25 protein-coding genes are annotated in these 25,723 nt (G+C 67.4%); 16 read left to right on the forward strand and 9 right to left on the reverse strand.

Features of this window, described 5'->3' with window-relative positions; all coding sequences use genetic code 11:
- Window positions 1-25 precede the first annotated feature (25 nt).
- Window positions 26-1,285: an Hsp70 family protein gene (locus tag ACQR0W_RS30805; protein ID WP_316187382.1), complete on the forward strand. Its 1,260-nt coding sequence runs from the start codon at window positions 26-28 to the stop codon at window positions 1,283-1,285.
- Window positions 1,286-1,291: 6 nt separating this feature from the next.
- Here the strand turns inward: ACQR0W_RS30805 and ACQR0W_RS30810 are convergent, their stop codons facing one another.
- Together ACQR0W_RS30810 and ACQR0W_RS30815 are read right to left on the reverse strand one after the other, a co-directional pair.
- Complete coding sequence (locus ACQR0W_RS30810) at window positions 1,292-2,788, reverse strand: hypothetical protein (protein ID WP_316187381.1); 1,497 nt, start codon at window positions 2,786-2,788, stop codon at window positions 1,292-1,294.
- Complete coding sequence (locus tag ACQR0W_RS30815) at window positions 2,785-4,296, reverse strand: hypothetical protein (RefSeq protein WP_316166733.1); 1,512 nt, start codon at window positions 4,294-4,296, stop codon at window positions 2,785-2,787. Before ACQR0W_RS30815 ends, ACQR0W_RS30810 begins: the two co-directional genes overlap by 4 nt.
- Before the next feature lie 324 nt (window positions 4,297-4,620).
- On the opposite strand from ACQR0W_RS30815, the gene ACQR0W_RS30820 reads away from it, so the two are divergent.
- A complete protein-coding gene (locus ACQR0W_RS30820; RefSeq protein ID WP_315754349.1) occupies window positions 4,621-5,193 on the forward strand; it encodes a GNAT family N-acetyltransferase in 573 nt (190 codons plus the stop codon).
- An 11-nt stretch (window positions 5,194-5,204) separates the two neighbouring features.
- Here ACQR0W_RS30820 and ACQR0W_RS30825 read toward each other — a convergent pair whose 3' ends face one another.
- Entirely contained in the window at window positions 5,205-6,254 is a 1,050-nt protein-coding gene (locus ACQR0W_RS30825) for an alpha/beta fold hydrolase (protein ID WP_316187380.1), read from the reverse strand.
- Between the two features lie 146 nt (window positions 6,255-6,400).
- On the opposite strand from ACQR0W_RS30825, the gene ACQR0W_RS30830 reads away from it, so the two are divergent.
- A complete protein-coding gene (locus ACQR0W_RS30830; RefSeq protein ID WP_316187401.1) occupies window positions 6,401-7,948 on the forward strand; it encodes a winged helix-turn-helix domain-containing protein in 1,548 nt (515 codons plus the stop codon).
- A gap of 160 nt (window positions 7,949-8,108) precedes the next feature.
- Window positions 8,109-8,279, forward strand: a complete 171-nt coding sequence (locus ACQR0W_RS30835; RefSeq protein ID WP_284418181.1) for a Flp family type IVb pilin — start codon at window positions 8,109-8,111, stop codon at window positions 8,277-8,279.
- Window positions 8,280-8,415: 136 nt separating this feature from the next.
- Here ACQR0W_RS30835 and ACQR0W_RS30840 read toward each other — a convergent pair whose 3' ends face one another.
- Window positions 8,416-8,820 carry a four-helix bundle copper-binding protein gene (locus ACQR0W_RS30840; RefSeq protein WP_315754344.1) on the reverse strand — a complete coding sequence of 135 codons (405 nt, stop codon included), beginning with the start codon at window positions 8,818-8,820 and terminating at the stop codon, window positions 8,416-8,418.
- 350 nt (window positions 8,821-9,170) lie between these two features.
- On the opposite strand from ACQR0W_RS30840, the gene ACQR0W_RS30845 reads away from it, so the two are divergent.
- The 6 genes from ACQR0W_RS30845 (at window position 9,171) to ACQR0W_RS30870 (ending at window position 15,161) form a co-directional block, all read left to right on the forward strand.
- Complete coding sequence (locus ACQR0W_RS30845; RefSeq protein ID WP_316187379.1) at window positions 9,171-10,688, forward strand: AMP-binding protein; 1,518 nt, start codon at window positions 9,171-9,173, stop codon at window positions 10,686-10,688.
- A gap of 69 nt (window positions 10,689-10,757) precedes the next feature.
- Complete coding sequence (locus ACQR0W_RS30850; protein ID WP_315754340.1) at window positions 10,758-12,203, forward strand: FAD-binding oxidoreductase; 1,446 nt, start codon at window positions 10,758-10,760, stop codon at window positions 12,201-12,203.
- On the forward strand, window positions 12,200-12,643 hold the full coding sequence (locus ACQR0W_RS30855) for a DUF4383 domain-containing protein (protein ID WP_316171826.1): 444 nt from the start codon (window positions 12,200-12,202) through the stop codon (window positions 12,641-12,643). The genes ACQR0W_RS30850 and ACQR0W_RS30855 overlap by 4 nt, the downstream gene beginning before the upstream one ends.
- Window positions 12,640-13,743 carry a hypothetical protein gene (locus tag ACQR0W_RS30860; RefSeq protein ID WP_316171827.1) on the forward strand — a complete coding sequence of 368 codons (1,104 nt, stop codon included), beginning with the start codon at window positions 12,640-12,642 and terminating at the stop codon, window positions 13,741-13,743. Before ACQR0W_RS30855 ends, ACQR0W_RS30860 begins: the two co-directional genes overlap by 4 nt.
- Window positions 13,727-14,032: a hypothetical protein gene (locus tag ACQR0W_RS30865; RefSeq protein WP_315754336.1), complete on the forward strand. Its 306-nt coding sequence runs from the start codon at window positions 13,727-13,729 to the stop codon at window positions 14,030-14,032. Before ACQR0W_RS30860 ends, ACQR0W_RS30865 begins: the two co-directional genes overlap by 17 nt.
- 157 nt (window positions 14,033-14,189) lie before the next feature.
- Window positions 14,190-15,161 (forward strand): S1C family serine protease, encoded by a 972-nt coding sequence (locus tag ACQR0W_RS30870; RefSeq protein ID WP_315716217.1) that lies wholly within the window; start codon window positions 14,190-14,192, stop codon window positions 15,159-15,161.
- Window positions 15,162-15,180: 19 nt separating this feature from the next.
- Here ACQR0W_RS30870 and ACQR0W_RS30875 read toward each other — a convergent pair whose 3' ends face one another.
- Entirely contained in the window at window positions 15,181-17,112 is a 1,932-nt protein-coding gene (locus tag ACQR0W_RS30875) for a calcium-binding protein (protein WP_316171828.1), read from the reverse strand.
- A gap of 343 nt (window positions 17,113-17,455) precedes the next feature.
- Between ACQR0W_RS30875 and ACQR0W_RS30880 the strand changes: the two genes are divergently transcribed.
- The 4 genes from ACQR0W_RS30880 (at window position 17,456) to ACQR0W_RS30895 (ending at window position 21,152) form a co-directional block, all read left to right on the forward strand.
- Window positions 17,456-18,523, forward strand: a complete 1,068-nt coding sequence (locus ACQR0W_RS30880; RefSeq protein ID WP_315716219.1) for a phospholipase — start codon at window positions 17,456-17,458, stop codon at window positions 18,521-18,523.
- Window positions 18,524-18,678: 155 nt separating this feature from the next.
- Window positions 18,679-20,028 (forward strand): hypothetical protein, encoded by a 1,350-nt coding sequence (locus tag ACQR0W_RS30885; RefSeq protein WP_316171838.1) that lies wholly within the window; start codon window positions 18,679-18,681, stop codon window positions 20,026-20,028.
- A 4-nt stretch (window positions 20,029-20,032) separates the two neighbouring features.
- Complete coding sequence (locus ACQR0W_RS30890) at window positions 20,033-20,854, forward strand: hypothetical protein (RefSeq protein ID WP_315716220.1); 822 nt, start codon at window positions 20,033-20,035, stop codon at window positions 20,852-20,854.
- A 91-nt stretch (window positions 20,855-20,945) separates the two neighbouring features.
- On the forward strand, window positions 20,946-21,152 hold the full coding sequence (locus tag ACQR0W_RS30895) for a hypothetical protein (protein ID WP_172111383.1): 207 nt from the start codon (window positions 20,946-20,948) through the stop codon (window positions 21,150-21,152).
- 64 nt (window positions 21,153-21,216) lie between these two features.
- Here the strand turns inward: ACQR0W_RS30895 and ACQR0W_RS30900 are convergent, their stop codons facing one another.
- The 3 genes from ACQR0W_RS30900 to ACQR0W_RS30910 all read right to left on the reverse strand — a co-directional run bounded on the left by ACQR0W_RS30900 (window position 21,217) and on the right by ACQR0W_RS30910 (window position 23,366).
- Complete coding sequence (locus ACQR0W_RS30900) at window positions 21,217-21,879, reverse strand: DsbA family protein (protein ID WP_315826596.1); 663 nt, start codon at window positions 21,877-21,879, stop codon at window positions 21,217-21,219.
- Window positions 21,880-21,884: 5 nt separating this feature from the next.
- Complete coding sequence (locus ACQR0W_RS30905) at window positions 21,885-22,670, reverse strand: sulfite exporter TauE/SafE family protein (protein WP_316171829.1); 786 nt, start codon at window positions 22,668-22,670, stop codon at window positions 21,885-21,887.
- A gap of 201 nt (window positions 22,671-22,871) precedes the next feature.
- Window positions 22,872-23,366, reverse strand: coding sequence for a hypothetical protein (locus ACQR0W_RS30910; protein WP_315716224.1), 495 nt, complete (start codon window positions 23,364-23,366; stop codon window positions 22,872-22,874).
- A gap of 191 nt (window positions 23,367-23,557) precedes the next feature.
- Here ACQR0W_RS30910 and ACQR0W_RS30915 point away from each other — a divergent pair, with 191 nt between their 5' ends.
- Entirely contained in the window at window positions 23,558-23,869 is a 312-nt protein-coding gene (locus tag ACQR0W_RS30915; RefSeq protein ID WP_316171830.1) for a PsiF family protein, read from the forward strand.
- 83 nt (window positions 23,870-23,952) lie between these two features.
- Entirely contained in the window at window positions 23,953-25,038 is a 1,086-nt protein-coding gene (locus tag ACQR0W_RS30920) for an AbrB family transcriptional regulator (protein ID WP_316171831.1), read from the forward strand.
- Here the strand turns inward: ACQR0W_RS30920 and ACQR0W_RS30925 are convergent.
- Window positions 25,035-25,568 (reverse strand): disulfide bond formation protein B, encoded by a 534-nt coding sequence (locus tag ACQR0W_RS30925; RefSeq protein ID WP_316171832.1) that lies wholly within the window; start codon window positions 25,566-25,568, stop codon window positions 25,035-25,037. The two genes, ACQR0W_RS30920 and ACQR0W_RS30925, sit on opposite strands and share 4 nt — an antisense overlap.
- Window positions 25,569-25,723 lie beyond the last annotated feature (155 nt).

Genomic DNA, 25,723 nt, shown 5'->3' on the forward strand with positions numbered 1-25,723 from the left:
CCCCCCGGACGGAAACGAGACGAGCATGGCGGCAGCGGCCCATTGTGGCATCGACTTCGGCACTTCGAACACCACGGTCGGCCTCAGCAATTCCGCCTCCGCAGAGCTCATCCCCCTGGAGGGCGAGCAGCGGACCTTGCCGAGTGCGATGTTCTTCGATTTCGAGGATCACGGCACCCAGTTCGGGCGCAGCGCGATCGAGCGCTATCTGACCGGCCACGACGGCCGCTTCATGCGCGCGCTGAAGAGCATCCTCGGCACCGCGCTGATTCACGAGAAGACCTATATCCGGCAGAAGGCGGTGCCGTTTGCCGGTATCCTCGGCTTCTTCTTCGCGCATCTGAAGACGCGGATCGAGACGCGGCTCGGCAGGGAGATCAATCAGGTCGTGCTCGGCCGTCCCGTCCGCTTCGTCGACAAGGATGATGCGGCCGACGCGGAGGCGCAGAGCGCGCTGGAGGGCATCGCGCGGGACCAGGGTTTCAAGCACATCGCGTTCCAATACGAGCCGATCGCCGCCGCGCTCGACTACGAGCAGCAGGTCGCCCGCGAGGAGCTGGTGCTGATCGTCGACATCGGCGGCGGCACCTCGGACTTCTCGATCGTGCGCGTCTCGCCCGAGCGGCGCAGCAAGACGCAGCGCGAGGACGACATCCTCGCCAATGGCGGCATCCACATCGGCGGCACCGATTTCGACCGGCTGCTCAGCCTGAAAAGCGTGATGCCGCATCTCGGCTACGGCAGCCTGACCGCCGACGGCAAGCGCAACCTGCCGACGCTGTACTATCACGAGCTCGCCACCTGGCACCGCATCAACCAGCTCTACAAGAAGGGCGTGATCGGCGAGCTGCGGCAGATCCGCTACGAGGCCGAGCGGCGCGATCTGGTCGACCGCTTCATCAAGGTGGTGGAGGAGCATCGCGGCCATACGCTTGCGATCGGCGTCGAGCAGGCGAAGATCGCGCTGACCGCGGCCAAGTCGCTGACCTCGGTGCTGTCGGAGAAGGACGACTGGGCGCGCATCCGCTTCACGCGCAAGGATTTCGACCGCGCCATCGGCGATTCCGTCGAACGCGTGGTCGGCACGGTGACGAAGCTGCTCGACGATGCCGGCGTCGGGGCCGCTGCCATCAACACCATCTTCCTCACCGGCGGATCGAGCATGGTGCCCGCGCTGCGTCAGGCAATCCTGGCGCTGTTTCCGGCGGCGCGCATCGCCGAGACCGACCTGCTTGGCAGCGTCGGCATCGGGCTCGCGCTCGACGCGCGGCGCAAGTTCGGTTGAGCCTGCTCAGCGCGGTTCCGACGCCGAAGGCTGCGGATCCTGCACCCGGGGCGTCCGCGGCCGTGGCGCGGCGCGCGGCGCGGCCGGTGCTGATCCGGGAACGCGGGCTTGGCTGCGCTTGGCCCGAGCCGGCGGCGAGCCGGTCGCCGCCGTTCCTGCACCCGCCTGCTGTCCGTCGCGGATGATGCGCCAGGGTTCGGGATCGATCGGACGCGATTGCGGAGCAACGACTGCGGGCCGGCTGGCGCGGCGCCGCCGCGGCGGCTCGCTTGGCGCCGGCCGCGCGACCGGACGGACTACGTCGGATGTCGTCTCGGCGGCCGGCGGCGCATCGGCGGGCATTTCGATCGGGACTGCCGCCACGGCCGGCTCGGCCGCAACAGGCTCCGCTGGAACGGCGGGCTCAGGTTGAGGCGGCCTCTCGACCTGCACGATCGATCCCGTGGTCTCCTCGACCGGCCCCGACTGGAACATGTCATTCGGCAGCAGCACGCCCGCAATCGCGAGTGCGGCGGCAAGGCTTCTGCCGAGCGAGATCCGCGCAGGACGCTCGGGCGGCAGCGCGGCGCGGCTGATCATCCGGCGGCCGGCATCGACGCCGACCACCGCGACGAAGGCCGCGAAGCCGAGGCTGCCGCCGACGCTTGGCAGAACCGCCGCCGCCTGGACCAGCAACGCGGTCAGCGCTACCGCGGCGACCAGCGGCTGGACGACACCCCGCAAACGCTGCGGCGACGACATGCCGACGAAACAACCGGCAAAATACGCGTCGGACAGGCGGGCATCGTCCGGCGCGAGCTGCTGCAGGATGACGAGACCGGCACAGGCCAGTGCTGCCGAGACGAAGATGCGCGCCGGCCGCCCTGCGGCCGCAACCCGCGGCAGCCTCAGCGCCGCCATCGTTGCGACCATTCCGACGCCGCACAGCGCCAGCATGAGCACCGAATGATTGAGACCCCTGTCGAAGCCCTGAAGGCTGGCGACGCGCACCGGTGCGCCGTCGGCGCCGAGCAGCGGCGCGAGGCTGAGGAACAGAAACGAGCCGATCGCCGCGAGCGCGCCGAAGCGGCCGCCATAGCCGCGCAACAGCACGACGCGCAGCCGCATTTCGATCGCGCAGACGCTGCAGAACACGAGGCCGCAAAACAGCGACAGCAGCAGGAAGGACCTGTCGACCGGAAGCCCCGACCGCGCCACGCTCTCGCTCAACGCAACGATCGGCGTCATCCCGCTGAAGCTGCCGCCATAGACCGAGGAGGAGAAGGTCGTCGGCAGCAGATCTCTGGTTCTTGCCGTGATCAGGCCAGCGCAGAGCAGCAGGGTGGCGGTGACCGACGCGAGCGCCGGGGACAGGCCCGACGTGCACAGGTGCAGCGTCGCCAGACAACCGAGAAAAGCGCCGGCGAACGAGGCCAGCGGCACGACATTCAGCGACCGGCGCGGCCAGCGGTGAGAGCCGGGCTCGGACGGCCGGTCGAGCGCGCCATCGCGATCCGCTGTCACGGTCCCGCCAACGTCGATGGGTCCGGCCGCCACTCCGGCGCGGGCTGCACCTCATGGCGGGCCACGATGCGCGGTCGCGCCGTCGCGTGCGGCACCACCCGTGCCTGTTGGCGCTTCAGCCGGGCAGCCAGCACGCCCGCTGGCCGACCATCGCGACCGATCCGCCGGGACGGCTCTGCGGACGCGGGCGACGCGGACTGCTGGACCGGCTCACTCGAGGGCCGCGGGGCGAGCGGATTGGCGCCCTCCGGATTCAGGATCTGAAGCGGCAGATCGGGCGCTGTATCAGCGGCGAAGGCCGGCTCGCCGGGCGCCGTGCCGTCGCGCCGATCCTCGTCGTGTGAGGGCATCGTGGTCCGCGCCGGCGCAGCGGCTTTGTCCGCGTTCACCAACGGACCGTTGGGCTCCGCCACCGGCGGCTGAAACATCAGCTCGCTGGTGAGCAGCACCGCGAAGATAGCGAGTGTGGCGACGAATCCCCGCGTCCAGGCGAGGACGGTCTGCCACGGCGATTCGCCTGCCTCGACGAACAGACGAACCGCAGCATCCACGAAGATGACCGAGACGAAGGCGATGTATCCGAGGCTGCCGCCGACGCTCGGCAGGATGGGACCGGTGAGGATCAGCAGGCACGTCAGCAGCACCACCGCGGCCATCGCCTGCGGCAGGCTGCGGAGCCGCCGCAACGACGACATGCCGACGAAGCAACCGGCGGAATAGGCGTCGAGATCAGGGGCCTTGCTGGGCAGAAGCTGCAGCACCACGAGGCCGGCAAAGGCCACCGTCGCCGCAACGAAGATGCGCACCGCGCGGCGCGACCCTGCCACGGGCGCCCAGCGCAAGGCGGCCATCGTCGCCAGCATGCCGACCGAGCACAACGCGAAGGTGAGCGCGGTGCCGCCGAGCCCCTGCTCCAGCGCGCCGCGGCGCGCGATCGGAAACAGCTCGCCCTCGGCGCCAAGCAGCGGCGCGAGACCGACGAACAGGAACGAAGCGACCGCCGCCAGCGCGCCCAGTCGTCCACCATAGCCACGCGCGAGCCCCCCGCGCAGCCACATGTCGAGCGCACAGCCCAGACAGAACACCAGTCCACAGAACAGCGAGAGCAGAACGAAGGCGGCATCGAGCGGCAGGCCGGCGCGAATGACGCTTGCGTTCAACAGCGCCACGGGAGTCATGCCGACGAAGCTGCCGCCATAGGCCGACGAGAAGAACGTGCTCGGCACCAGATCCGCGGTCCGTGTCAGGATCAGCGAGGCGCACAGCAGCAAAGCCGCCGCGGCCGAGGCAATCAGCGGCGACAGCCCGGTTGCACTCAGATGCAGGGTCATCAGACAGCCGAGGAACGCGGCGATGAACGACGCCAGCGGCGGGCAGCCGAGCTGGAACAGCTCCGAGCCGTAGAACGGCGCGGCCCGGCCGAGCTGCCGATCGCGCCATGTGCGCGGATCGAAGCTCTGCTCTGCCTGCAGACGACGTAACTGACGATCCGCCGCTTTGCGGTTCATATCCACGACACCCCGAATCGCGCCAGCCCAAGATCTGCGTGATGATCTCGCGGCAAGCGAATGGTTGACGTTCGGGCGCAACCCTGAGCCCGAGCCGGCGCAGTTTCCTGCGACGGTTGTACGCGCGCTGCATTCGTGCAGGCTGCGTGTGCTCGATTCATGCACTGCAATGCAACGTTGTGGAAGTATCGGGCTCCAGTCCGGGCGTGAAAGTTCCTGGCAACCTTAATGGCGGAGCGCGATGCGAAGTATCAATGACATGCGAGTTAGACGGCGTAGCAACCCCGGCTTGCAAACGAGCTTGGTAAACGACAGCATGGCGTCATGCTCACGCCCACGTTGCATACCGCCCGTCTGATCCTGCGGCCGCTGGCCCTCGCCGATGCGCCGGCGATCCAGCGTCAGTTCGACAACTGGAACGTGATCCGCAACCTCGCGGCCGTCGTGCCGTGGCCCTATCCTCCTGACGGCGCCGAGACCTTCGTCAGGCTGCAGCTCGACAGGATCGCGGCCGGCGAGGAGCTGTATCAATGGGTGCTGGCGCTGCGCGACGGTGACGGCGAGGCCATCGGCAATATTCACTTCCGGCCGCGCATGGAGTCGATGAAGGGCCATCGCGGCTTCTGGCTCGCTGAGCCCTATTGGAATCGAGGGCTGATGAGCGAGGCGATCGCCGCCGTGAACGACTTCGCCTTCGGTCCGCTCGGGCTCGATCAGTTCACCGTCTGCAACGTCGCGAGCAACATCGCATCACGGCGGGTCAAGCAGAAGACGGGCGCCGAGTTCGTCGGCTTCATCGAGGTCGCGCACCACAATGGCGAGACCCGCTCCGAGCAATGGATCGTGCGGCGGGAGACGTGGCTGCAACGCCGAGAAAAGCAACGCGCTCCCGCCTGAGATCGTCGGCGCTACGCGCTCGCCGTCACGTCGAGCACCGCCTGCGCAAACGCCTGCGGCGCTTCCTGCGGCAGGTTGTGGCCGATGCCGCCAGTGATCAGCCGGTGCTCGTAGCGGCCGGTGAACTTCCTGGCGTATGCCTCGGGCGCTGGATGCGGCGCGCCGTTGGCATCGCCCTCCATCGTGATGGTGGGCACGGTGATGTCAGGAAAGGTCGCGAGCTTCGCCTCCAGCGCATCGTATTTCGCCTCGCCCTGCGCGAGGCCGAGCCGCCAGCGATAGTTGTGCACGACGATGTCGACGTGATCGGGATTGTCGAAGGCGGCGGCGCTGCGCGCGAACGTGGCGTCGTCGAACGCCCATTTCGGCGAGGCCGTCTGCCAGATCAGCCTGGCGAAGTCGCGCCGGTTCTTGTCGTAGCCCTCGCGACCGCGCTCGGTCGCGAAGTAGAACTGGTACCACCATTGCAGCTCGGCGGCCGGCGGCAGCGGCATGCGGCCGGCCTGCTGGCTGCCGATCAAATAGCCGCTGACCGAGACCATCGCCTTGCACCGCTCCGGCCACAGCGCCGCGATGATGTTGGCGGTGCGCGCGCCCCAGTCATAGCCGGCGAGGGTCGCGGTCCTGATCGAAAGCGCGTCCATCAGCGCGACGATGTCGGCGGCGACGGCAACCGGCTGACCGCTGCGCAACACGGTCGGCGACAGCAGCCGCGTCGTGCCGTAGCCGCGCAGATGCGGAATGATGACGCGATGGCCGGACGCGGCCAGCGTCGGCGCGACGTCGGCGAAGCTGTGGATGTCGTACGGCCAGCCGTGCAGCAGGATGACGACGGGGCCGTCGGCCGGACCTGTCTCGGCATAGCCGATGCTGATCTCGCCGGCCTTGACCTGCTTGATCGGTCCGAGCGACGTCCCCGCCCCCGGCCGGATCGCCGGCAGCTTCGACGCCGACTTGAAGCTCTGCGCCTGCCCGGCGCTGGAGCCGAGTTGAAAGGCCGCAACGGCGGTTCCGGCAAGGGTGAGGAAACGGCGGCGGCTGGCGTGAAGGATGGTCGGCATGGCGGAGGCTCCTGGTTCCGAGGTGCGGTCGTTGTGCGCCTTGCGCCCGCGCGGCGCTTGGAGGAGGCATTGATTTTTCCTTGAGGCCGGCTTGATTTTGCGGATCGCGTGACGCGAAGGTGAAACCGGCGGCCAGGACGGTGCCTGTGGTATATTGCTTCGACGATTTCGTGCTCGATCCCGGCCGCCGCGAGCTGCGCCGCGGCGACGACCTGGTCGCGATGGAGCCGCAGGTGTTCGACCTGCTCGCGTTCCTGATCAGGACGCGCGACCGCGTCGTCAGCCGCGACGACATCCTCGCCGAGGTGTGGGGCGGCCGCATCGTCTCCGAGGCGACGCTGGCGAGCCGCATCAGCGCGGCGCGGAGCGCGATCGGCGACAGCGGCGAGGCGCAGCGGCTGATCCGCACCATTCCGCGCAAGGGCGTCCGCTTCGTCGGGGCGGTCCGTGAGCAGGCCGACGCGGTGCAGACGCCGGCCGTATCAGCCGCACCCGCCTTCGACGGCCCCGCCATCGCCGTGCTGCCCTTCACCAACATGAGCGGCGATCCCGAGCAGGACTATTTCGCCGACGGGATGGCCGAGGACATCATCACCGCGCTATCCCGTTGCAGCGGCCTCGCTGTGATCGCCCGCAACTCCTCCTTCATCTACAAGGGCAAGGCCGTCGATATCCGTACGGTCGGACGCGAGCTCGGCGTCGGCTACGTTCTCGAAGGCAGCGTGCGCCGCGCTGGGTCCCGCCTGCGCATCAACGGGCAGCTGATCGATGCGGCGTCCGGCGCGCATCTGTGGGCGGAGCGCTTCGACGGCCAGCTGGACGATGTGTTCGCGCTGCAGGACCGCATCACCGAGAGCATCGTGGCGGCGATCGAGCCGACGCTCGAGCTGGCGGAAGGCGAGCGGCGCCGCGCCACGCCGCCGCTGCATCCGGACGCCTACGATCTGCTGCTGCGCGCCGCCAGCCTGCGCGACGCTTTCACGTCCGACAGCCTTGCGGCGGCGACCGCGTGTCTGGACCAGGCGCTGGCGGTCGATCCCGCCTGCGCGCCCGCGATGGCGGCTTGGGCCTATTGCCAGGCGCTGCGCCACTTCCAGGGCTGGAGCGCGCCGGACGAGACCTATCGCACGGCCGCCGTGGCGCGGGCGTGGCAGGCGTGCGAGCATGCGCCCGGTGACGCGCAGGTGCTGTGGATGGCGGCCTTCGCGATCTGGAACATGGCCGAGGACATCGCCCCAGCACGGGAGCTGTTCCGCCGCTCGCTTGCCATCAACCCGAACTCGGCGATGGCGCTGACCTTGAGCGGCTGGATCGAGATCATGGCCGGACACACGGCTGCGGGACGGGCGATGATCGAACGGGCGCGGCGGCTGAACCCGCGCGATCCGCGGGGCTGGTTCGCAGCCGGAGCGCTGGCGATCTGTGCGGTGGCCGAGGACGATCTCGCTGGCGCCGTTCAATGGGCGGAGATCGCGCTGGCGCAGAACCGGCGTTTCGCCGTCGCGCTCCGCGTCCTGATCGTGGCCCTGGTCAGGACCGGAGAGATGTCGCGCGCCGGCGAGGTCGCGCGTCAGCTTCTGAGCCTCGAACCGCATCTCACCGTGTCCGAGTTCCTCGAACGGATCCCGTTTCCGGCCGGGACGCTCGCCACAACCTACGCGGAGGCACTGCGCGCAGCCGGTGTGCCGCCATGAGCCCGTTCGCGTGCAGTGGACCGTGTTGCAACTGAGATTTTCGACATAAACGGCAAAGTTGCGAAACTTGGCTAGACCTCGTTCATACTACCTTAGGTTCCATTCCGTAGTTTCGCGGGCATCGTTCGGCGGTCATGTTGCCGGGCGGCGGAGGGAATTGATGAAGAAATTGCTTCTCAAATTTTACGAGGATGAATCGGGCGCAACCGCGATCGAGTACGGCCTGATTGCGGCCGGCATCGCGCTTGCGATCATCACCATACTCAACAAGCTCGGACTCACCCTGGAAGGCATCTTCACGACCCTGACCACGAAGCTGAACGGCGGCTGATCGATCGATTGTCTGCGATGGCGTTCTCAGGACCGGAGCAATCCGGTCGCCATGGTCGGACTGGCCGGGCCTCGCGCCCGGCCTTTGTCTCTTGATGAGCTCCATTCTTCGATGGAGCGGCGCCGCAACCGACCTATCAATGGGTCGTGCTGCGTCCAGCCTCCTCGCACGCGTTCATGCAGCGCCGGCAGGACTCGGCGCAGATCCGGCAATGGGCATGCATCTTGGCGTGCTTATCGCACTCCTCGGCACATAGCCGGCACGCCGCCGCGCAGGCCTCGAGCATGCGGCTGATCATCTCCTGGTCGGAGCCCGTGCGCCGCGTGGCAAGACGGCCGGTGACGTTGCAGACGTCGGCGCAATCGAGATTGAGCCGGATGCACTGCGTCAGCCTGGCGACGCTATTCTCTCCGAGACACGCATCGACGCAGGAGGTGCAGATCTGAGCGCAGGAGTAGCACTCCTCGATGCAGCGGACGAGTGCGTCGTCAACTCGACCGCGGACGTGCGGGTGGGTTTCGATCATCTGTTGAGCGTGCATGGGAGCTCCTGTCCGTTGGCCCCCGCGAGCGACAATGAAGATCGGCTGCAAAGGTTCTTATCGCCGCGCCGTTCGGTGCCTGACCTGTTCCCGTGGCGCGACCCCGATCGTCTTACGATCCGCGTGACGGAATTATCAGTCCGCCTGGCGTCACGGCTTCCAGCCTTTCAGTCCTGCCTCAGGCTCATCAGCGCCATTTCGCAGAACTGCCATCCGAAACCTGGCGGCGCGCGCGTATGGACGACCCGGTTCGGTTGAGGCACAACACCTCTCATCACTGACGTCGGCGGCCAAAGCCGCGGACCAAGAATGGGCGCCCGTGCGAGGCAGCCGACGATACGGAGGAATGGATGCTGATTCCGATGGCCGACGTGCCGCGCTGGTATGCGGAGCGCAAACCCGGGGACAGCGTCGCGCTCCGGCACGGCACCGATGTCCTGACCTGGGAGCAGCTCGAGCGCCGCGCCAATGCGCGTGCGCGCGCCTTCGCGGCCAAGGGCGTCAAGCCCGGCGACTTCGTCGCGATCGGCCTGCCCAACGGCAATGCGCTGTTCGAGACCAGCTTCGCGGTGTGGAAATGCGGCGCGACGCCGACGTCGCTGTCGTGGCGGCTGCCGCGCGGCGAGGCCGCCGCGGTGCTCGAGATCCTCAAGCCGTCACTGGTGGTCGGCGGCGAGGCCGACTGGAATGCGCCGAACGCGCTGCCGGCCGATTTCACGCCCGAGGGCTTTTCCGACGCGCCGCTCGCCGCGCCGGTGTCGCGCTATTGGAAAGCAATGACCTCGGGCGGCTCGACCGGACGGCCGAAGGTGATCCTCGATCACCAGCCTGCGGTAACCGACACCGCCGCCGAGCCGCCGCTCGGCATTCCGAAGGGCGCATCGCTGCTCAATCCCGGCCCACTCTATCACAACGCGCCCTTCATCGTGTCGCATTACGCGCTGTTCGCCGGCGGCAGCCTGACCGGGATGGTGAAGTTCGACGCCGAAGAGACGCTGCGGCTGATCCAGACGCAGCACATTCAGTGGGTCAACTTCGTGCCGACGATGATGCACCGGATCTGGGCGCTGCCGGAGGCGGTCCGCAACAGCTACGATCTGTCGAGCCTGAAGATGGTGTTCCACATGGCCGCGCCGATGCCGCCATGGCTCAAGGAAAGATGGATCGAGTGGCTCGGGCCCGAGCGCGTCTACGAGCTCTATGGCGGCACCGAGCGCCAGGGCCGCACCATCATCTCCGGCACTGAATGGCTGCAGCACAAGGGCTCGGTCGGCAAGATCGACGAGTCCTGCAAATTGCGCATCCTCGATCCCCAAGGCAATGACGTCGCGCCGGGCGAAAGTGGCGAGATCTACTTCCTGCCTGCGGATGGTCCCGGCAGCACCTATCACTATCTCGGCGCCGAGCCGAAGCGCCGCGCCGACGGCTGGGAGTCGCTCGGTGACATCGGCCGGCTCGATGCCGACGGCTATCTCTATCTCGGCGATCGCCTCGCCGACATGATCCTGCGCGGCGGCGCCAACATCTATCCGGCCGAGGTCGAGGCGGCGCTGATGGCGCATCCCGACATCCGCTCCTGCGTCGTGGTCGGCCTGCCCGATCCAGAGCTTGGCCAGCGCGTGCATGCGATCGTGGAGATCGACCGCTCCAGGAATGCGCAGGGAATCGTCGACGGCATGAGCGCGTTCCTTGCCGACCGGCTCAGCCGCTACAAGCACCCCGAAAGCTATGAGCTGGTCGACATGATGCTGCGCGACGATTCCGGCAAGGTGCGCCGCACCTTGCTGCGCGACGAGCGCGCGGAGTGGGTGAAGGATGGCCGCGACTTCCGTCTCGTGCCCACGCGGGCGCGCCCGGCGGCAGACTGACGGCACGGAAATTTTTCGAACGTTTACGATGCTGGCGTAGACTCCGTGAAGGGAAGGAGAGTCCGCGCCATGATGTCGAGACGACGGTTTCTGCGCGCCGCGGGTACGGCCGCGGCGCTGCCCTTGGCGCGGATGCCGCGGGCGCGGGCCGAGCTGCGCACCATCCTCAACGACGCCAGCCGGCTCAACCCGACGCCGGTCGCCAGGCATGTGGTGATCAGCAAGCCCACGACCGACGACCTGATCGCGCGGCTGCGCGCCGAGCTCAAGGAGGCGGCCGCGGCGAAACGCCCGGTGACCGCGGCCGTGGCCCGGCATTCGATGGGCGGCCAGAGCCTGCCGCGCGACGGCACGGCGATCACGCTCGACGGCGGCGCGATCGAGCTCGACACGGCGGCGAAGACCTATCGCACCGCGGCCGGCAACCGCTGGTGGGACGTGATCGCCGCGCTCGATCCCAAAGGCTTCTCGCCGGCCGTGATGCAGTCCAACAGCGATTTCGGCGTCGGCAGCACGTTCTGCGTCAATGCCCATGGCTGGCCGGTGCCGTATGGCCCGTTCGGCTCCACGGTGAAATCGATCCGCATGCTGCTCGCCGACGGCACCTTGGTGCAGTGCTCGCGCAACGAGAATGCCGAGCTGTTCGGGCTCGCGATGGGTGGCTACGGCCTGTTCGGCATCGTCGTCGATCTCGAGGTCGAGATGGTGCCGAACCTGCTGCTCGAGCCGCGCTTCGAGCGCATGGCGCCGGAGAAATTCGCCGAGCAGTTCACACGCAACATCGACGGCGACGCCAATGTGAAGATGGCCTATGGCCGAATGTCGGTGTCCCGCAAGGCGTTCTTCGACGACGCCCTGCTCGTCACCTTCCGCCCCGCCCCCGATGCTCCGGCGACCCTGCCCGCGGCAGTCAGCTCCGGCAAGCTCACCGGCGTCGCCAACACGATCTATCGCGCCCAGACCGGATGGGAGGTCGCCAAGGGCCTGCGCTGGTTCATGGAGACCCGGCTCGGCCCCGCCATCTCCGACAGCCGCTACACCCGCAACTCGCTGATGGCCGAGCCGGTCGCCAATCTGGCGCAGAAGGACATGCACCGCACCGACATCCTGCACGAATATTTCGTCGCGCCGGAGCGGTTCGGCGAGTTCCTCACCGCCTGCCGCGAGATCATTCCCAAGGCGCGCGCCGAATTCCTCAACGTCACCCTGCGCTACGTCGCCGAGGACAAGACACCCGCGCTCACGATCGCACCGGTGCGCCGGATCGCGGCCGTCATGTCGTTCTCGCAGGCGACCTCGCCCGAAGGCGAGATCGACATGCTGCGGACGACGGAAGCGCTGATCGACCGCATCACGGCGATTGGCGGCGCGTTCTATCTGCCCTATCGTCTGCACGCGCGCCGCGACCAGGTCGAGAAGGCCTATCCGGCGGCCGCGCGTTTCGTCGCCGCCAAGCGGCAGTATGATCCGAACCTCCTGTTCCGCAACGCGATGTGGGACGCCTATTTCGCATGAATACATCAGCAGCAGATGGCTCCGCATTGGACCGCTATCGCATCGCCGCGCTGGCGCTCGCCATGGCGCTCCTGTTCGCCGCCGCGACCGACTACATCCCGACCTTTATCGATGCGCAAGGCCGCGTGTTCGGCCTGTTCCAGCTCGACATCTACAAGGATGCGCTGCATGTCGCCTCCGGCCTGTGGGCGCTGGCGGCGATGCTGACCCGCCGCAGCGCGGTGTTCTTCCTGCGCGTGTTCGGCTCGCTGTATTTCCTCGACGGCGTGATGGGCGTGTTCACGGGCTCGGGCTATCTCGACCTCTCGATCGTCATCGACGGCATCCGCGACACCTCGTGGCTGGTGAAGGTCCTCTCCAGCCTGCCGCATCTCGCACTCGGCGCGATCGGCATCGCGGTCGGCTGGTCGCCGTGGCGTAGACAGGCTGCCCTCGCATGAGCCTGCGTCGTAAAGCGCTGTATCTTCTCGGCGTCGTTTTGGCAGCCGCGGCGATCGGCGTTGCCACCACCGTGATCAGCGTCGAGACGGTCTGCGTGGCCGACGTCCCGACCCCGATGGTAACCTCCTACTTCGGCATCACCGATCCCGCATATGCGCGATCACAGGGTGACAGCTTCCTGACCTTTCCTGAATGGTACATCGTCCACGCCTATGCCGACCTCGCTGCGGTGACCGGGCAGGCCTCGGAGTCCGACTTCCACTATCTATCGAGCGTCTCCGGCTTCTGGCGCAGCCTGTGCCGGGCCACGCGCCAGGCCGCAGGCTCCGGTCCCGCCACCTCGGAGCAGAAGCTGACGAACTACATCATCGGCTTCAGCTTCACCGCCGAGATGGCGCTCCAGGGCGCTTACGAGAAGAGCATCGGGGCGATCAGCTGGGAGACCACCGACGGCGTCAAGACAGCGGAGGACGCCTTCAACCTTGCCCTGCTGAAGGACTACGCGGCGTTCCTGTATCAGACGCCCTGGTATCGGTATCCCTTCGTCGCCAAGCTCGATCAGTTCTGGCGCGAGACGCCCTTCGTGCCGTCGTTCCGCGCCGTGGAGCGGCGCGTCTCGCTCAGCCTGCAATATGCCGGGCGCGCCGCCTATGCGGCCGTCATCGGCTATGTGGCGGGCTACGATCCGGCCGTGCTGACCATCCAGAGCGTCGTCACCGGCCTGCCTGCCGCCGAGCTTGCAGCCATTCCGGGCGTGAAGGTGATCCGCGAGGTCACGGACTCCAAAGGCATGAAGGGCGTGCTGGTGGAGACCGAGCGCTACGCCAAGTTCGATTCCTTCGCCAAGGAGCTCGGCCGTCATGACGGCGCCGCGTTCGGCGAAATCGCAGGCAATCATCGTATCCTGGTCACGATCGTGGTCCCTCCGGGCGACGGACGGCTGGCAGCTTTCGATGGGCTGCCTATATTCAGTGTCCCGATCCAGTCGCGCCCCGGTGCCCGTCGCATCGGCGTCGACGTACCGGTCCGGTCTTTGGTTCAGGACATCGGCCGTTTCGAAGCCGCGGGATATACGTTCGAGCATGCCTACGACTATTGACCGGCATCCCCCGTCCCGCGCCCTTCCCTTGAAGGGCGTGCTGGCCGTTGCCCTCGTCTGGTTTGCGGGCATGGCTGCCATGGCCCTGGTGATCAAGCCGGATGCGGTGGTCGTGTTCGGCCCGTCCGACCGTATGATCTCGGCGATCGTCGCCTCCGATGGAGCCTTGCTCGATGCCGGACGTTTCCACATCGCGGCCAAAACCGGAGCCACGACTGTCGGCAGCCTGTATGCTGCCGGAGCGTGGCTGGTCTGGCCCGTGATCGGCAGGGGCTGCGGCCGCGGGTAGTTGGGAAGCCAGTTCCTCCCGACGCCGATGCGGAGCCGGCGGAACTGGCGCAGCCGGCCAAAGATGTTAAGCTCGCGTTCACGCTGTGGCCGTCACGCGACACGAAGCAGAAGCTTGGTCGATGCACCCGGGGGTATCGACAGAGCAGGAGAACGAAATGCCTTCTTTGACCGAATGGAAAGTGCCGTCCGCCTTCCAGCCTCGCGCCGAAGACTATCAATATGATCTCGATCAAGCCCTGTCCTCGATCGTGGGCCTGCATGCCATCATTCCGTCCGACGCCTTCAGCGCGGAAACGCTGGGGACCGAACGTGCCGGCAATGCCGTCGTCATCGACGACGGGCTGGTGCTGACCATCGGCTACCTGATCACCGAGGCCGAATCCGTCTGGCTGCACCCCAATGACGGACGCGTGGTCGAGGGCCATGTGCTCGGGTTCGACTTCACGACCGGCTTCGGCCTGGTGCAGGCGCTCGGATCGCTCGACCTGCCGGCGCTGCCGCTCGGCTCGTCGGCGGCAACCAAGGTCGGCGATCATGTCGTGCTCGGCGGCGCCGGCGGACGCACGCGATCGGTCGCGAGCCAGATCATCGCCAAGCAGGAATTCGCCGGCTATTGGGAATATCTGCTGGACGAGGCGATCTTCACCCACCCCGCCCATCCGAATTGGGGCGGCACCGGCCTGCTCTCGGCCAAGGGCGAACTGATCGGCATCGGGTCGCTGCAGTTGGAGCGCGAGCGCGACAGCAAGGACGAGCACGTCAACATGATCGTGCCGATCGACCTGTTGAAGCCGATCATCGATGATCTCAGGCGCTTCGGCCGTGTCAACAAGCCGGCACGCCCCTGGCTCGGCATGTACGCGACGGAGGTCGACGATCGCGTCGTCGTGATCGGCGTCTCCGACAACGGCCCGGCGGCCCGCGCCGAGCTCAAGGCGGGCGACGTGATCCTCGGCATCAACGGCGACAAGGTGACGAGCCAGAGCGAGTTCTATCGCAAGCTCTGGGCGCTCGGCGCAGCCGGCGTCGACGTGCCGCTGACGGTGCACCATGAGGGCGTCACCTTCGACGTCACCATCGCCTCGACCGACCGCGCCAAGCTGCTCAAGGCGCCGCGGCTGCACTGAGGCGGCCGCGGGCCTGCGTTCACGCGTTGACGTGCCAGGCCGCAGCGATCTGGTCGTGCAGTTGCGCATCCGTCGGCAACTGTGATGCCACCGTGGGATCGAAACCCGGATGCGCCTGGGCGTAGGTCGCCATGGCCTGCACGAGTTGCGAAACCTGGGTATCGATCTCGAGACCGCCGGCCTTGATCTCCTGCAGCTGATAGGAGCCGCCAAGGAACCAGTCGGCGACGGTGACCTGCTGATGGGTGCCGAGAATGTCGATCTCCAGATCGTTGCCCGATTTGACGAACCAGAAATTGTCGGCCGTGTAGGTCGTTCCGAAATCGAGCGTGCCTGTCGGCTTCGACAGCGACGCTACGCCGTTGATGATGACGTCGTTGCCGTCGCCTTGCGCATAGACGTAGGTGGCGCCGACGCCGCCGACCAGGATGTTGTCGCCGGCCCCGCCCTTGAGCACGTCGCTGCCGCCGCCGCCGATCAGCAGGTCGTCATTGGCGGTGCCGAACAGCGTGTCGTTGCCGCCGCCCGCGATCAGCAGCGCACCGTCGGACGCAGCAATGATCGCGCCCGGCACCGGATCGACCGCGACCGTGGTCGCCGCGTCGCTCAAGGCTGCGCTGAGCCAGTCGAGATTGTCGGTCTTGCCGCCCCAGAGCACGCCGATCGCCAGGTCGATCAGGCCAGCGTCCTCACTGTCGAAACTCGCGACAGCATCGATCAGCGCGAGCTTGCCCAGGACGTCGACAGCCGATCCGGTGTCGGCGCGCGACCACAGGTCGGACGACAGATCCGCGACCAGCAGGTTGTTGGCCGTGTCCTGATAAAGGATGCCGTGCTCATGGCCGATCACGCCCGGCGTCGCCGCGACCTCGTCGTGGTTCTGCGCCAGCAGTGCCGAATATTCCACCACGATCTCGGCCAGCGCCTTCTCGACCCCGCCGTTCTTCAGGTAGGTCGCCGCAGTGTCGGCGCTGACGCTGTTGCCGAGCACGCCACCGCCGTTGAACAGGGCCTGCACGGCGCTGTTGCCGTAGCCACTGGCGTCGGTCACCGTCGAATAGGCGATCATGTCCTTCATCTTGTCGGACGGCGCGCCTTCGCCGCTCACACCGGCCGCGGGAATGCCGACGGCCGAAGCAATGGCGTCATCCTCCAGCGGCGCCAGCAGCACAGCCGCCGCCTTCTTCCAATCCTGGGCACCGTTGTCGCTCGCCCACTGCATCATCGTCAGCAGCGCGATCGAGTGCAGGCTGACCGGATCCTGACCGAGATCCGTGCCCGCGCCGAGCACGGTCTTCTGCTCTGACGAGATGCCGATCGCAGCATGGGCGATGGCAAGCGCGCCGGCGACCGGTCCGAGCTGCAGCAGCGCCAGCGGCGCTTCCAGCACCGGCGCCGCAGCCCGCACATATTGCAGGATCTCGCCGGACAGGGAGACCATGTGAATGTCGGAATAGCGGTCGACCGGGTGCGACGTCAGCGCGCCCCAGAAGCCGTGCAACTGGTCGTAGCGGACCTCAGCCGCGAATTCGAACGGCATCGCGTCATACGCATAGGCCACCTTGTCGTTGAGCGCCGCGATGTAGCCGGCAAGTCCGCCGCCGAGCGAATGTCCGGTCAGCGAGACGTTCGATGTCGCCCATGTCTTGTAGTAGGACTCCGCATCCGGGAACTGCGTCGGCCAGCCGGCCAGACCTGCACCGCCAAGCCACGATGGCACGTCGGCGAGACTGTCGGTGCCGCGAAACGAAATGATCCGTGTCGATGGATCGCCCGCGAGCTGATAGGTCGCGGCCTCGAAATTGTCGGCGGTCGAGGTCACGCTCGCCGCCACCAGCTCATAGCTCCCGATACGGTTGAAATTGACCACGAGCGTCGGGTTGACGCCCCTGTTGTAGACGTCCATGGCGAGCACCGCGTTGATCAACGCGGCCGACGGCGATTTGGTCATGATGCGAATCCCCCCTCGGCAACCGATCGGCAGTTTTGACCCAGGGCGGTGATCCACGAGGAACCCTCCGCCGCGCCGCCGGCTCTCACCAAGTGCGACATCGCGCCCGAATTTTGTCAATCAACTATCGTCTGCGCGTGTATTCGCGCGCGACTCACCTGCCGCGCGCGACGGCAGCGTCCGGACCGTGTTGACTTGCAGGAGCCGCATCGCGAGATTGCGGCTTCGCGGAGCGAACACGCGTTCGGAAAATGGTCATTGCCCGGACGCCCGATTTTGCGTTGCATGACCGGCAAGCAGACGAGACGGCCAGCCCCGCGTATCGCGTATCAAGGAGACCTGCATGACGGATGCCGTGGTGGATGACATTCTCATCGTGTTGCCGCCACTGCTGCAGACGCTCGAAGCCCTGTCCCACGTTGCACGCTACCTGAACCCGCCGGATTTCGATCGCGTGATGGCTGACGTCGGCGATCCCGAGCAGGTGCTGCACACGGCGCGGATTCATCTCACGTCGTGGCCGGCGGACTTCGCCCATATCCGTATCGCCTTCGACACCGCAGCGGACGCAGCGCTGATGTCGTTTGCCGGCCTGCGCGCCGTTCAGCGCGGCGAGGGCGACCTGGTCGACGTGTTCAGGGCCCTCCGTCAATTGCCCCGCGCACTCGAGGCGCTGTTTCCACTGGCCGCGACGCTGCCGCCGCTGAGCGAGTTCTTCCTCGATCCCGCCGTCGACGGTGACGACGGGCTGCGCCAGCTGCTGGCCGCGTCCTCTGCAGGCAAGGACACCGTGTTTCACGACCATAACGAGATCGGCAATCGCGGCGGCTTTTCGCTGTATGTGCCGGAATACTACACGGCGGACCGAGACTGGCCGCTGGTCATGGCGCTGCATGGCGGCAGCGGCAACGGCCGCGACTTTCTCTGGAGCTGGCTGCGCGCCGCGCGCAGCCTCGGCGCGATCCTGGTTGCCCCCACCGCGGCAGGACCGACCTGGGCGCTGATGGGCGACGACGCCGATACGCCGAACCTCCTGCGCATTCTCGACCTCGTCCGCAGTCGCGTCGCGATCGATCCCGCCCGCATGCTCCTGACCGGGATGAGCGACGGCGGCACGTTCTGCTACGTCAGCGGACTGGCCGCAGGCTCGCCGTTCACGCATCTTGCGCCGGTGGCCGCGACGTTCCATCCGCTGATGGCCGAGATCGCCGACCGGGACCGTCTGCGCGGCCTGCCGATCCAGATCGTGCACGGCCGGCTCGACTGGATGTTTCCGGTCGAGATCGCGCGGCATACGGCGGACGCCCTGGCCAAGGCCGGCGCCAACGTCGCCTATCGCGAGATCGACGATCTCAGCCACTGCTATCCGCGCGAGGCGAATGTCGAGCTGCTGCGCTGGCTGATGCGCTGAGCTTGATTCCCTTGCTACGACATGGCTGATCGGCAATGCCGCCGACACAATGTCGGCGGATTTTGTCCGCATTGGTTCTGCTCGGTCATACAGCGGGGGCGCTGCACACGGGCGGCCATGACGCCGCCGAAGGTCTGCTCATGCCCTCGCCGCTGATGCCCTCGCCTGCCGCGTCCGTCGCGCAAGTCTCGTCCGCCCGCTCCTCCACCTCCGTCGTGCTCGCCAATGGCGTCAACCGTCTCGAGGTGACGCTGAAGCTCACGACCGCGATCCTGGCGCTGGCCGCCGGCGTCTACACCTATCTTGGCGTCCGCGAGCTGCTCAACGGCAGTCCGACCACGGTATTCTTTGCGGCGGTCATCTACTCAGTCGCGGTCTCGGTCGGCATCTACGCCTTCTGGGTGTTCATGATGCAGTTCATGCCGCACGTCACCAGCGCGATCGGGCGCTTGATGATGGCCGGCTGCATGCTGCTGGGCTCGCTGATGATCGTCGCGATGTCGTCCTGGCTGAATGCGTCGGCCCTGGCCGGCGCCGCAGCGATCCAGCAGCATCTCGCCATCACCGTGCAGAACTACACACGCGACCTCGACAGGGCCAACAGCCAGGCCATCGCTGCGCAAAGCCTGCTGCCGGACATCCAGCTCGCCTCCTCCCGCTTCGCCAAGCTGGCGGACGCCGAACGCGCGGGCTCGCTCACCGGCACCTCCGGATCGGGCACCGTGGTCCAGCTCCTCGCGCAGATGTCGACGCAGCTCGACGGACTGGGACAACAGGTCCAGGAGTCAGGCAAGCGCGTCTCTGCTCTCTACGAGCAGGGCGGCAAGAGCCTCGCCAAGATGCGCGAGCTGATCTCCGACCGCGGGCCGATCGCAACGCGTAGCGATGCCTTCGCCACGGAGTCGTTGAACCTGATGGGCGTGATCGCCAATCTGCAGCAGACCTCGGTGGCACCTGCGGTGAGGCGCGCCGCGACGTCGCTTTCGGCCGGATTCATCGCGCCTGCCGCAGGCGGACGCAGCGGCGACCTGGCCGAGCGCCAGACCGCCGTCGTCGGCAAGGTCGAGGGCGCGATCGCCACCCAGGCCGCCTCGCTCGCCGACGCCGCCGACAAGATCCTGGCGCTGCCGCGCATCGAGCCGACCCGGTTCCAGACGCTGTCGCCCGCTGAAGCCGTGCTGCACTACGCCGGCGACTTCATCCCGAGCTGGGCCGGCGCAATCTCGATCGACCTGATGCCGGCGGTGCTGGTGCTGATCCTCTGCGTCGTCCATGCCGCCATCCGCCGCGAGGGCCTGCCCGCCGTGAGCGCCTCCAGCCTGACCGCCGCCGATCTCGTCACCGCATTGCAGATTGCGCGCGAGGTCGAGGACGCCAGGCGGGCGGCCGAGCGACGGCCAGCCGAAACGCCCACGGAGGAGCCTTCTGCACCGGCCATTGAGCCGGCGCCGGCCGCGGTGGATGAGAACGTGACGTCGCTGTCATCGGCTCGAATCGGAAAGTAGTCCCGTGGCTTCGGCGCTGAACCGACGCGTCCATGCCTGGCTCGCGGACAATCCCGATGAGAGCATTCTGCGTTGGGTCTTCCGCAGCATCCTCGTCGTCACCGTCGCAGTTCTCGCGGCGGACCTGCTCGAGTTGAATGCTCCGCAAGTGCCATCGGATGCGGCCCCGCCTCAGCTCGACATTCGGCGCGACGCGCCGGACCTGCCGGAGGAATCACCATCCGTGCTGGCGCCCCTGATGAAGCGGCTGATGCCGCTGCCGCAGGGCGATCGTGCCTTGCAGCAGCCGATTCAGTTCGAGCTGCGCGGCGGCGGCCGGCTGTTCGCGACCGGCACGATTACACCCGGCAGCGCGCGCAGCTTTGCGGACGCAGTCGAACGTCATGGCGAATATATCAGGACGATCGTGCTGAACTCGCCCGGCGGCTCCGTCGCCGACGCGTTGGCGATGGGGCGACTGATCCGCGCGCGGAAATTCGCAACCGAAGTGGAGGCGGGAAAATATTGCGCCTCGTCGTGCCCGCTGGTGTTCGCCGGGGGTCTCGAGCGCCGGGCCGGCGAGCGGGCGATCATCGGCGTGCATCAGATCGCCGCAGTCCCCACGTCCGGGACCGCCGTGAGGTCCGGCGACGACATGAGCCTTGCGCAGAACATCTCGGCGCGATGCCAGCGCCATCTCGCCGAGATGGGCATCGATCTGAAGGTCTGGGTGCATGCGATGGAGACGCCGCATGACCAGCTGTTCACGTTCAAGCCCGACGAGATGAAAACACTCAATCTCGTCACCTCGCTGCCGGAATCGCGGCCTGAAAAATCGCGCAGTTAGGATGTTCTGATCGCGGTGGACCGGGACCGCGGCGGGCGTGGAACCAAGTTTCGACCGCGGCGTTATTGGCCGTCACACTGGAGAACATGACATGCGGACATTCGTGGGAATGATCCTGGGGGCTCTCATTCTGGGGTTCGGCGTCTACATCCATGATTCGATGCAGACCTCCGAGGTCGCCAACGGGCCGACCGCGCAGACGCGCCGGACGATCGTGAACTGGGACGTCGCGGCGGACAGCTGGAATTCACTCAAGACCCGCGCGCATGACGACTGGGTTCGCATCTCGTCGAAGTAACGCGCACGACGCTGCTGTTTTCAGGGCGCCTCGGCCGTTGGTCGGGGCGCCTTTGCTTTGCCAATCAGTTGGCCGCCCTGGCCTTGCGCGCGTCGGCGATGACCTGCTCGAACTGCGCCATGGTCAGCACGCCGGGTACCCTGAACTTGCCGACGATGAAGGACGGCGTACCGCGGAAACGCAATCCCCGCGCCTGCTTGTCGTTGCGCGCCAGCATGTCATCGATGGCCTTGGCGTTTGCGGCGAGGTCGCGCTTGGCGCGGTCGACGTCGACTCCTGCTCCCGCGAGCAGCTCGTCGATGCGCGGTTCGGTGAGCTTCGAGCTGACGCCGATCAACGCCTCATGCGCCTTGGCATATTTGTCCTGATATTTGCAGGCCAGCGCCATCCGCGCGGCAACCACGGAAGTCGGCCCGAGAATCGGCCACTCCTTGAGAACCCAGCGCACCTTGCCATCATCATGGATGACCTGCTGCAGCTCGGGATCGAGCTTGCGGCAATACGGACAATTGTAGTCGAACCATTCGACGATCGCGATGTCGCCCGAAGGATTGCCGAGCACCGGCGCATCGGGGTCGCGCAGCACCGCGCCCTCGTCGGGCTCGTCGGCATCCTCGGCGCGACCGTCGCGGGGCCACAAGGAAAGCGCCGCGCCTGCGCCAAAAAGCGTCAACACGTCACGCCGGCTGCTGGCGGAGGTGATCGCAGTCGAGGGGACGCGCTTCATTGAGGTCAGCTCCAGATATGCAGCAGGCTGCGCGTCAGCATATACAGCGCCACCACCGCGATCACGACGGAAAACACCACGTTCAATGCGCCGCGCCGTCCAGAGAGATGGCGCGCCAGGCGCGTGCCGGCAAGGCCACCCGCGATCCCGCCGGCGATGAACAGTCCGGCGAGATCCCAGGCGACGAGCCCGGACCAGGCATAGCTCGCCGCGGTGGTGAGCCCGAAGGTCGTCACCGCGACCAGCGACGAGCTGACCGCATTCATGATCGGCATGCCCGTCGCAGCCATCAGCGCCGGCACGATCAGGAAGCCGCCGCCGATGCCGAAGAAACCGGACAGCGTGCCGGTGCCGAGACCGAAGCCGACGATCGCCGGGACGTTGGCCATGCTCATCTTCACATCGGGGGTGCCGATGCGGGCGCGCGTCTTCAGCATCAGCATGGCGATGACCATCATCACCAGCGCGAACAGCGCCAGCAGCTTCTGGCCGTCGACCATCTTGCCGAGCAGCGAGCCGGTGAAGGCGCCGACGATGCCCGCCGTTGCGAACAGCGCCGCGATCGGCCAGATCACAGTGCCGCCGCGCGCATGATTGGCGAGATTGATGGCCGCGTTGGTGGCGACCGCGATGGCGCTCGAGCCGATCGCGATGTGCGGCTCGGGCACGCCGACGACATAGACCATCAGCGGCACCGCCAGCACCGAGCCGCCGCCGCCGACGAGGCCGAGCGAGAACCCGACCATCGCGCCGCAAAACAGGCTGAGCACACCTTGGACAGCAGAGATCATGGCGAGAGCAGGGTCATTTCCCGCACGGGAAGGCAAGCCCCAAAATCACCGGAGCAGCAATTCCGCCGCCACCGGCGCGAACCGCCGCGCGACCGGCGCCGAGCCGAGTCCGGCCGGCGGTCTCGCGGCGATGCGGGGCGTCGAGAGCGGCGGCCGAACGCATGATGCCTCCGGCCGCCGGCAACGTCTCGTCAACCCGGATCAGGCAGCGCCCTTCAGCTTCTTGGTGCATTCGCTGTAGTAGCCGCCGCCCTTCTGGATCCACTTCAGGCCGCCATTGGCGTTGGTCGCCTTGTTGGCATTGTACTGATCGACGCAGGTCTGCAGACGCGCCTTGCCGGGCTTCTCCTTGGCGTATTTCGGGTCCACCGCGTTGGGGAACACGGCGGGACCGGTCGGCGCGGGAGCGGCCTCCTTGGCGTCGGATTTCGCCGCCTTGGCCGGCTTGGCCTCGGCCGCAGGTGCGGCCGGAGCCGCCGGTGCCGCGGCAGCGGTGGCATCGCTGCCGCACTGGGCCTTGCGGAAGTCGTTCCACTTCTGGCCGCCCAGCGTGCCGGCCTCCTTCGCCTGCTTGTACTTGGCGCTGCATTCCTGCGCGGTCAGCGCTTTCGCCGGCGCGGCGGCGAACGTCGCGAGCCCGATCACGGCCAGCGTAGCGAGTGACGAAGCAACCAATGATTTTGCGTGAAAACTCATCCTCGATCTCCCTGTGGAGCATGGTGGAATGGGACGGTAATTCTAGCGAGACGCCCGCGACCGACAAAGCCGGCGGGAGCATGGCCGCGCGAAAATATAATTTGCGTCGCGCGGCGATCCGGCTCATTCCATTCACTGCGGGTTCAGCATCGCCGGACATCGCAGCGTGCCTTTCGTTCGAGGACTTCAGCATGAGATTCACTGCCCGGGCGGCGATTGCGGCCATCGCAATGGCCACCCTGTCGGCTGCGGGCCCCGCCCGCTCGCAACCCGGATTGACGCTGCCGTCGCGGCCCGATGCCGCCACCGACAAGTTCGCTACCCTCGACAAGGCGGCGCGGCGGACGATTTCCATCGCCTGCTCCAAGGAGGCCGACGAGCAGGGGCTGAAGGGCAAGGCACGCGGCAAATTCCGCTCGGCCTGCAAGCGCGACAAGGCCGCGGCCGCCGCCGCGACCACACCCGTGCCCGCTCCCTTGCCGACGCCCGACAAACCGAAATGACCGGCCCCTGCGGGCGCATGCGCGCATGGCGCCTGCGCAGCGGCGGGAATTGTTCGCGCAGGCAGGTTTTGGCATAAGGCGCCGTGCGCCAGATCATCTCCTCCCTCCCCTTTGACCTGCCGAGCCGCGCCAAGACCCTGAGCGCGATCGAGACCCTCGTGCTCGGCACCGCCGGCGGCCTGATCTTCCTCGTCGCCCATCTGCCCGGCGGGCTGATCTCCGGCGCGATGATCGCGACCGCGATCGCCGCAATCGCCGGCCGCCCGCTGGCGATGCCGCCGATCCTGACCCAGACTGTGCTGCTGCTGCTCGGCATCTCGATCGGCGCCGTGGTCTCGCGCGAGCTGATCAACCATGTCAGCGCCTATCCGGTGACCATCGGCCTCCTGGCGCTCGCGACGTTCTGCTCCACCTTCGGCTCCAGCCTCTATCTGCAGCGCGTCCATGGCTGGGACCGCACCTCGGCGCTGCTCGCCGGCAGTCCCGGTGCGCTGTCGCAGATCACGATGCTCGCGGTGGAGCGCGGTGCCGACCTGCCGGCGATCGCCGTGGTGCAGACGCTGCGGGTGATCATCCTGACGGCGGCGCTGCCGCTGGTGCTGGCAGTGGCCGGCGTCGCACCGGCGGCGCCGATCTCGCTCGGCCAGAGCGTCGCCTCACCGCTCGGCCTGCTCGCACTGCTGGTGGCCTCGCTGGTCGCGGCGATGCTGATGCAGCTGATCAGGTTTCCGGCGAGCTGGCTGTTCGGCGCGATGGTCGCCAGCGGCGTCCTGCACGGCACCGGCCTCGTCGAGGGCGGCCTGCCGGATTGGATGCGCGGCGTGGCGCTGGTCGGCATCGGCGCCCTGATCGGCAGCCGCTTCGCCCGGATGCGGGTGAAGACCCTGGTCGGCCATATCAGGGCGGCGCTGGGCTCGTTCGCGATCGCGGTGGCGATCTCGGCGCTGTTCGTCACCGTGATCGTGCTGGTGACGCATGTGCGCTTTTCCGACACCATCGTCGCGTTCGCGCCCGGCGCCATGGACGCGATGATGGCGCTGGCGCTGACGCTGCACATCGACCCGATCTTCGTCGGCGCGCATCACCTGTCGCGCTTCGTGTTCGTCACCATCGCCACCCCCGGCATCGTCCATCTGTTCGGACGGCCGCAGGAGGATGTCGACGACTAGGCGCGCTTCCGGGTGATGCCCCAGCCGGCGATGGCGGCGATCAGAAGCGAGATCAGCACGCTGTAGCCGGCGAGCGACAGGCCGAGGAAGCGGAATTGTACCTCGTCGCAGCGTACGACCTTGACGCTGTCGAGCCGCTCCAAGAGGCTGCCGGCGCTGCCGAGATTGCCGATCGGCCCGGTGCATTCGGTCGGCCCCGGCCAGAAGCCCCATTCGACGCCGGAGTGATAGACGCCGAGCCCGGCATTGCCGAGCGCGGCCAGCGCGACCACGCCGAGCCCCGCGAGCACCAGCGCGCGCGGCGCGCCGCCTTTGGCGGCGAGCGCGATGAGCAGCCCGAGCGGCACGATCGCATAATAGGCCCAGCGCTGCTTCAGGCAGAGCTCGCAGGGCTGCAGGCCCCAGACCAGCTGCATGTACCAGGCGCCGGCCAAGGCCGCCGCCGCGATGCCGGCCGCGAGCAGCGCCGCCGCCACCGCCGGGCTCATGGCTCCCGCCGCGGGGCGCGCCATCACAGAAGTATTGGTCATCGGTCCTCCCGAACGGGGCTGCATCCGGTCCCATGCCGGGCCGTTCCGGCTCCTACTCCGGCCCGCGAAAGCTGTCGAGATGCGCGCCCATCACGTCCGTGCGGGTTGACCCGGCCCGGCCGCCCGCTATAGTCCGCCCGCTTCGCTATGGTTCC

The sequence above is a fragment of the Bradyrhizobium sp. HKCCYLRH1034 genome, from assembly GCF_051168375.1.
In the GTDB taxonomy this organism is placed as follows: domain Bacteria; phylum Pseudomonadota; class Alphaproteobacteria; order Rhizobiales; family Xanthobacteraceae; genus Bradyrhizobium.

Excerpts from the sequence above, each read along its gene's own strand:
- ACQR0W_RS30805 (WP_316187382.1), top strand. The coding sequence starts at position 26 with ATGGCGGCAGCGGCCCATTGTGGCATCGACTTCGGCACTTCGAACACC.
- ACQR0W_RS30815 (WP_316166733.1), bottom strand. The coding sequence starts at position 4,296 with ATGAACCGCAAAGCGGCGGATCGTCAGTTACGTCGTCTGCAGGCAGAG.
- ACQR0W_RS30820 (WP_315754349.1), top strand. The coding sequence starts at position 4,621 with ATGCTCACGCCCACGTTGCATACCGCCCGTCTGATCCTGCGGCCGCTG.
- ACQR0W_RS30825 (WP_316187380.1), bottom strand. The coding sequence starts at position 6,254 with ATGCCGACCATCCTTCACGCCAGCCGCCGCCGTTTCCTCACCCTTGCC.
- ACQR0W_RS30835 (WP_284418181.1), top strand. The coding sequence starts at position 8,109 with ATGAAGAAATTGCTTCTCAAATTTTACGAGGATGAATCGGGCGCAACC.
- ACQR0W_RS30840 (WP_315754344.1), bottom strand. The coding sequence starts at position 8,820 with ATGCACGCTCAACAGATGATCGAAACCCACCCGCACGTCCGCGGTCGA.
- ACQR0W_RS30845 (WP_316187379.1), top strand. The coding sequence starts at position 9,171 with ATGCTGATTCCGATGGCCGACGTGCCGCGCTGGTATGCGGAGCGCAAA.
- ACQR0W_RS30850 (WP_315754340.1), top strand. The coding sequence starts at position 10,758 with ATGATGTCGAGACGACGGTTTCTGCGCGCCGCGGGTACGGCCGCGGCG.
- ACQR0W_RS30855 (WP_316171826.1), top strand. The coding sequence starts at position 12,200 with ATGAATACATCAGCAGCAGATGGCTCCGCATTGGACCGCTATCGCATC.
- ACQR0W_RS30860 (WP_316171827.1), top strand. The coding sequence starts at position 12,640 with ATGAGCCTGCGTCGTAAAGCGCTGTATCTTCTCGGCGTCGTTTTGGCA.
- ACQR0W_RS30865 (WP_315754336.1), top strand. The coding sequence starts at position 13,727 with ATGCCTACGACTATTGACCGGCATCCCCCGTCCCGCGCCCTTCCCTTG.
- ACQR0W_RS30870 (WP_315716217.1), top strand. The coding sequence starts at position 14,190 with ATGCCTTCTTTGACCGAATGGAAAGTGCCGTCCGCCTTCCAGCCTCGC.
- ACQR0W_RS30875 (WP_316171828.1), bottom strand. The coding sequence starts at position 17,112 with ATGACCAAATCGCCGTCGGCCGCGTTGATCAACGCGGTGCTCGCCATG.
- ACQR0W_RS30880 (WP_315716219.1), top strand. The coding sequence starts at position 17,456 with ATGACGGATGCCGTGGTGGATGACATTCTCATCGTGTTGCCGCCACTG.
- ACQR0W_RS30885 (WP_316171838.1), top strand. The coding sequence starts at position 18,679 with ATGCCCTCGCCTGCCGCGTCCGTCGCGCAAGTCTCGTCCGCCCGCTCC.
- ACQR0W_RS30895 (WP_172111383.1), top strand. The coding sequence starts at position 20,946 with ATGCGGACATTCGTGGGAATGATCCTGGGGGCTCTCATTCTGGGGTTC.
- ACQR0W_RS30900 (WP_315826596.1), bottom strand. The coding sequence starts at position 21,879 with ATGAAGCGCGTCCCCTCGACTGCGATCACCTCCGCCAGCAGCCGGCGT.
- ACQR0W_RS30905 (WP_316171829.1), bottom strand. The coding sequence starts at position 22,670 with ATGATCTCTGCTGTCCAAGGTGTGCTCAGCCTGTTTTGCGGCGCGATG.
- ACQR0W_RS30910 (WP_315716224.1), bottom strand. The coding sequence starts at position 23,366 with ATGAGTTTTCACGCAAAATCATTGGTTGCTTCGTCACTCGCTACGCTG.
- ACQR0W_RS30915 (WP_316171830.1), top strand. The coding sequence starts at position 23,558 with ATGAGATTCACTGCCCGGGCGGCGATTGCGGCCATCGCAATGGCCACC.
- ACQR0W_RS30925 (WP_316171832.1), bottom strand. The coding sequence starts at position 25,568 with ATGACCAATACTTCTGTGATGGCGCGCCCCGCGGCGGGAGCCATGAGC.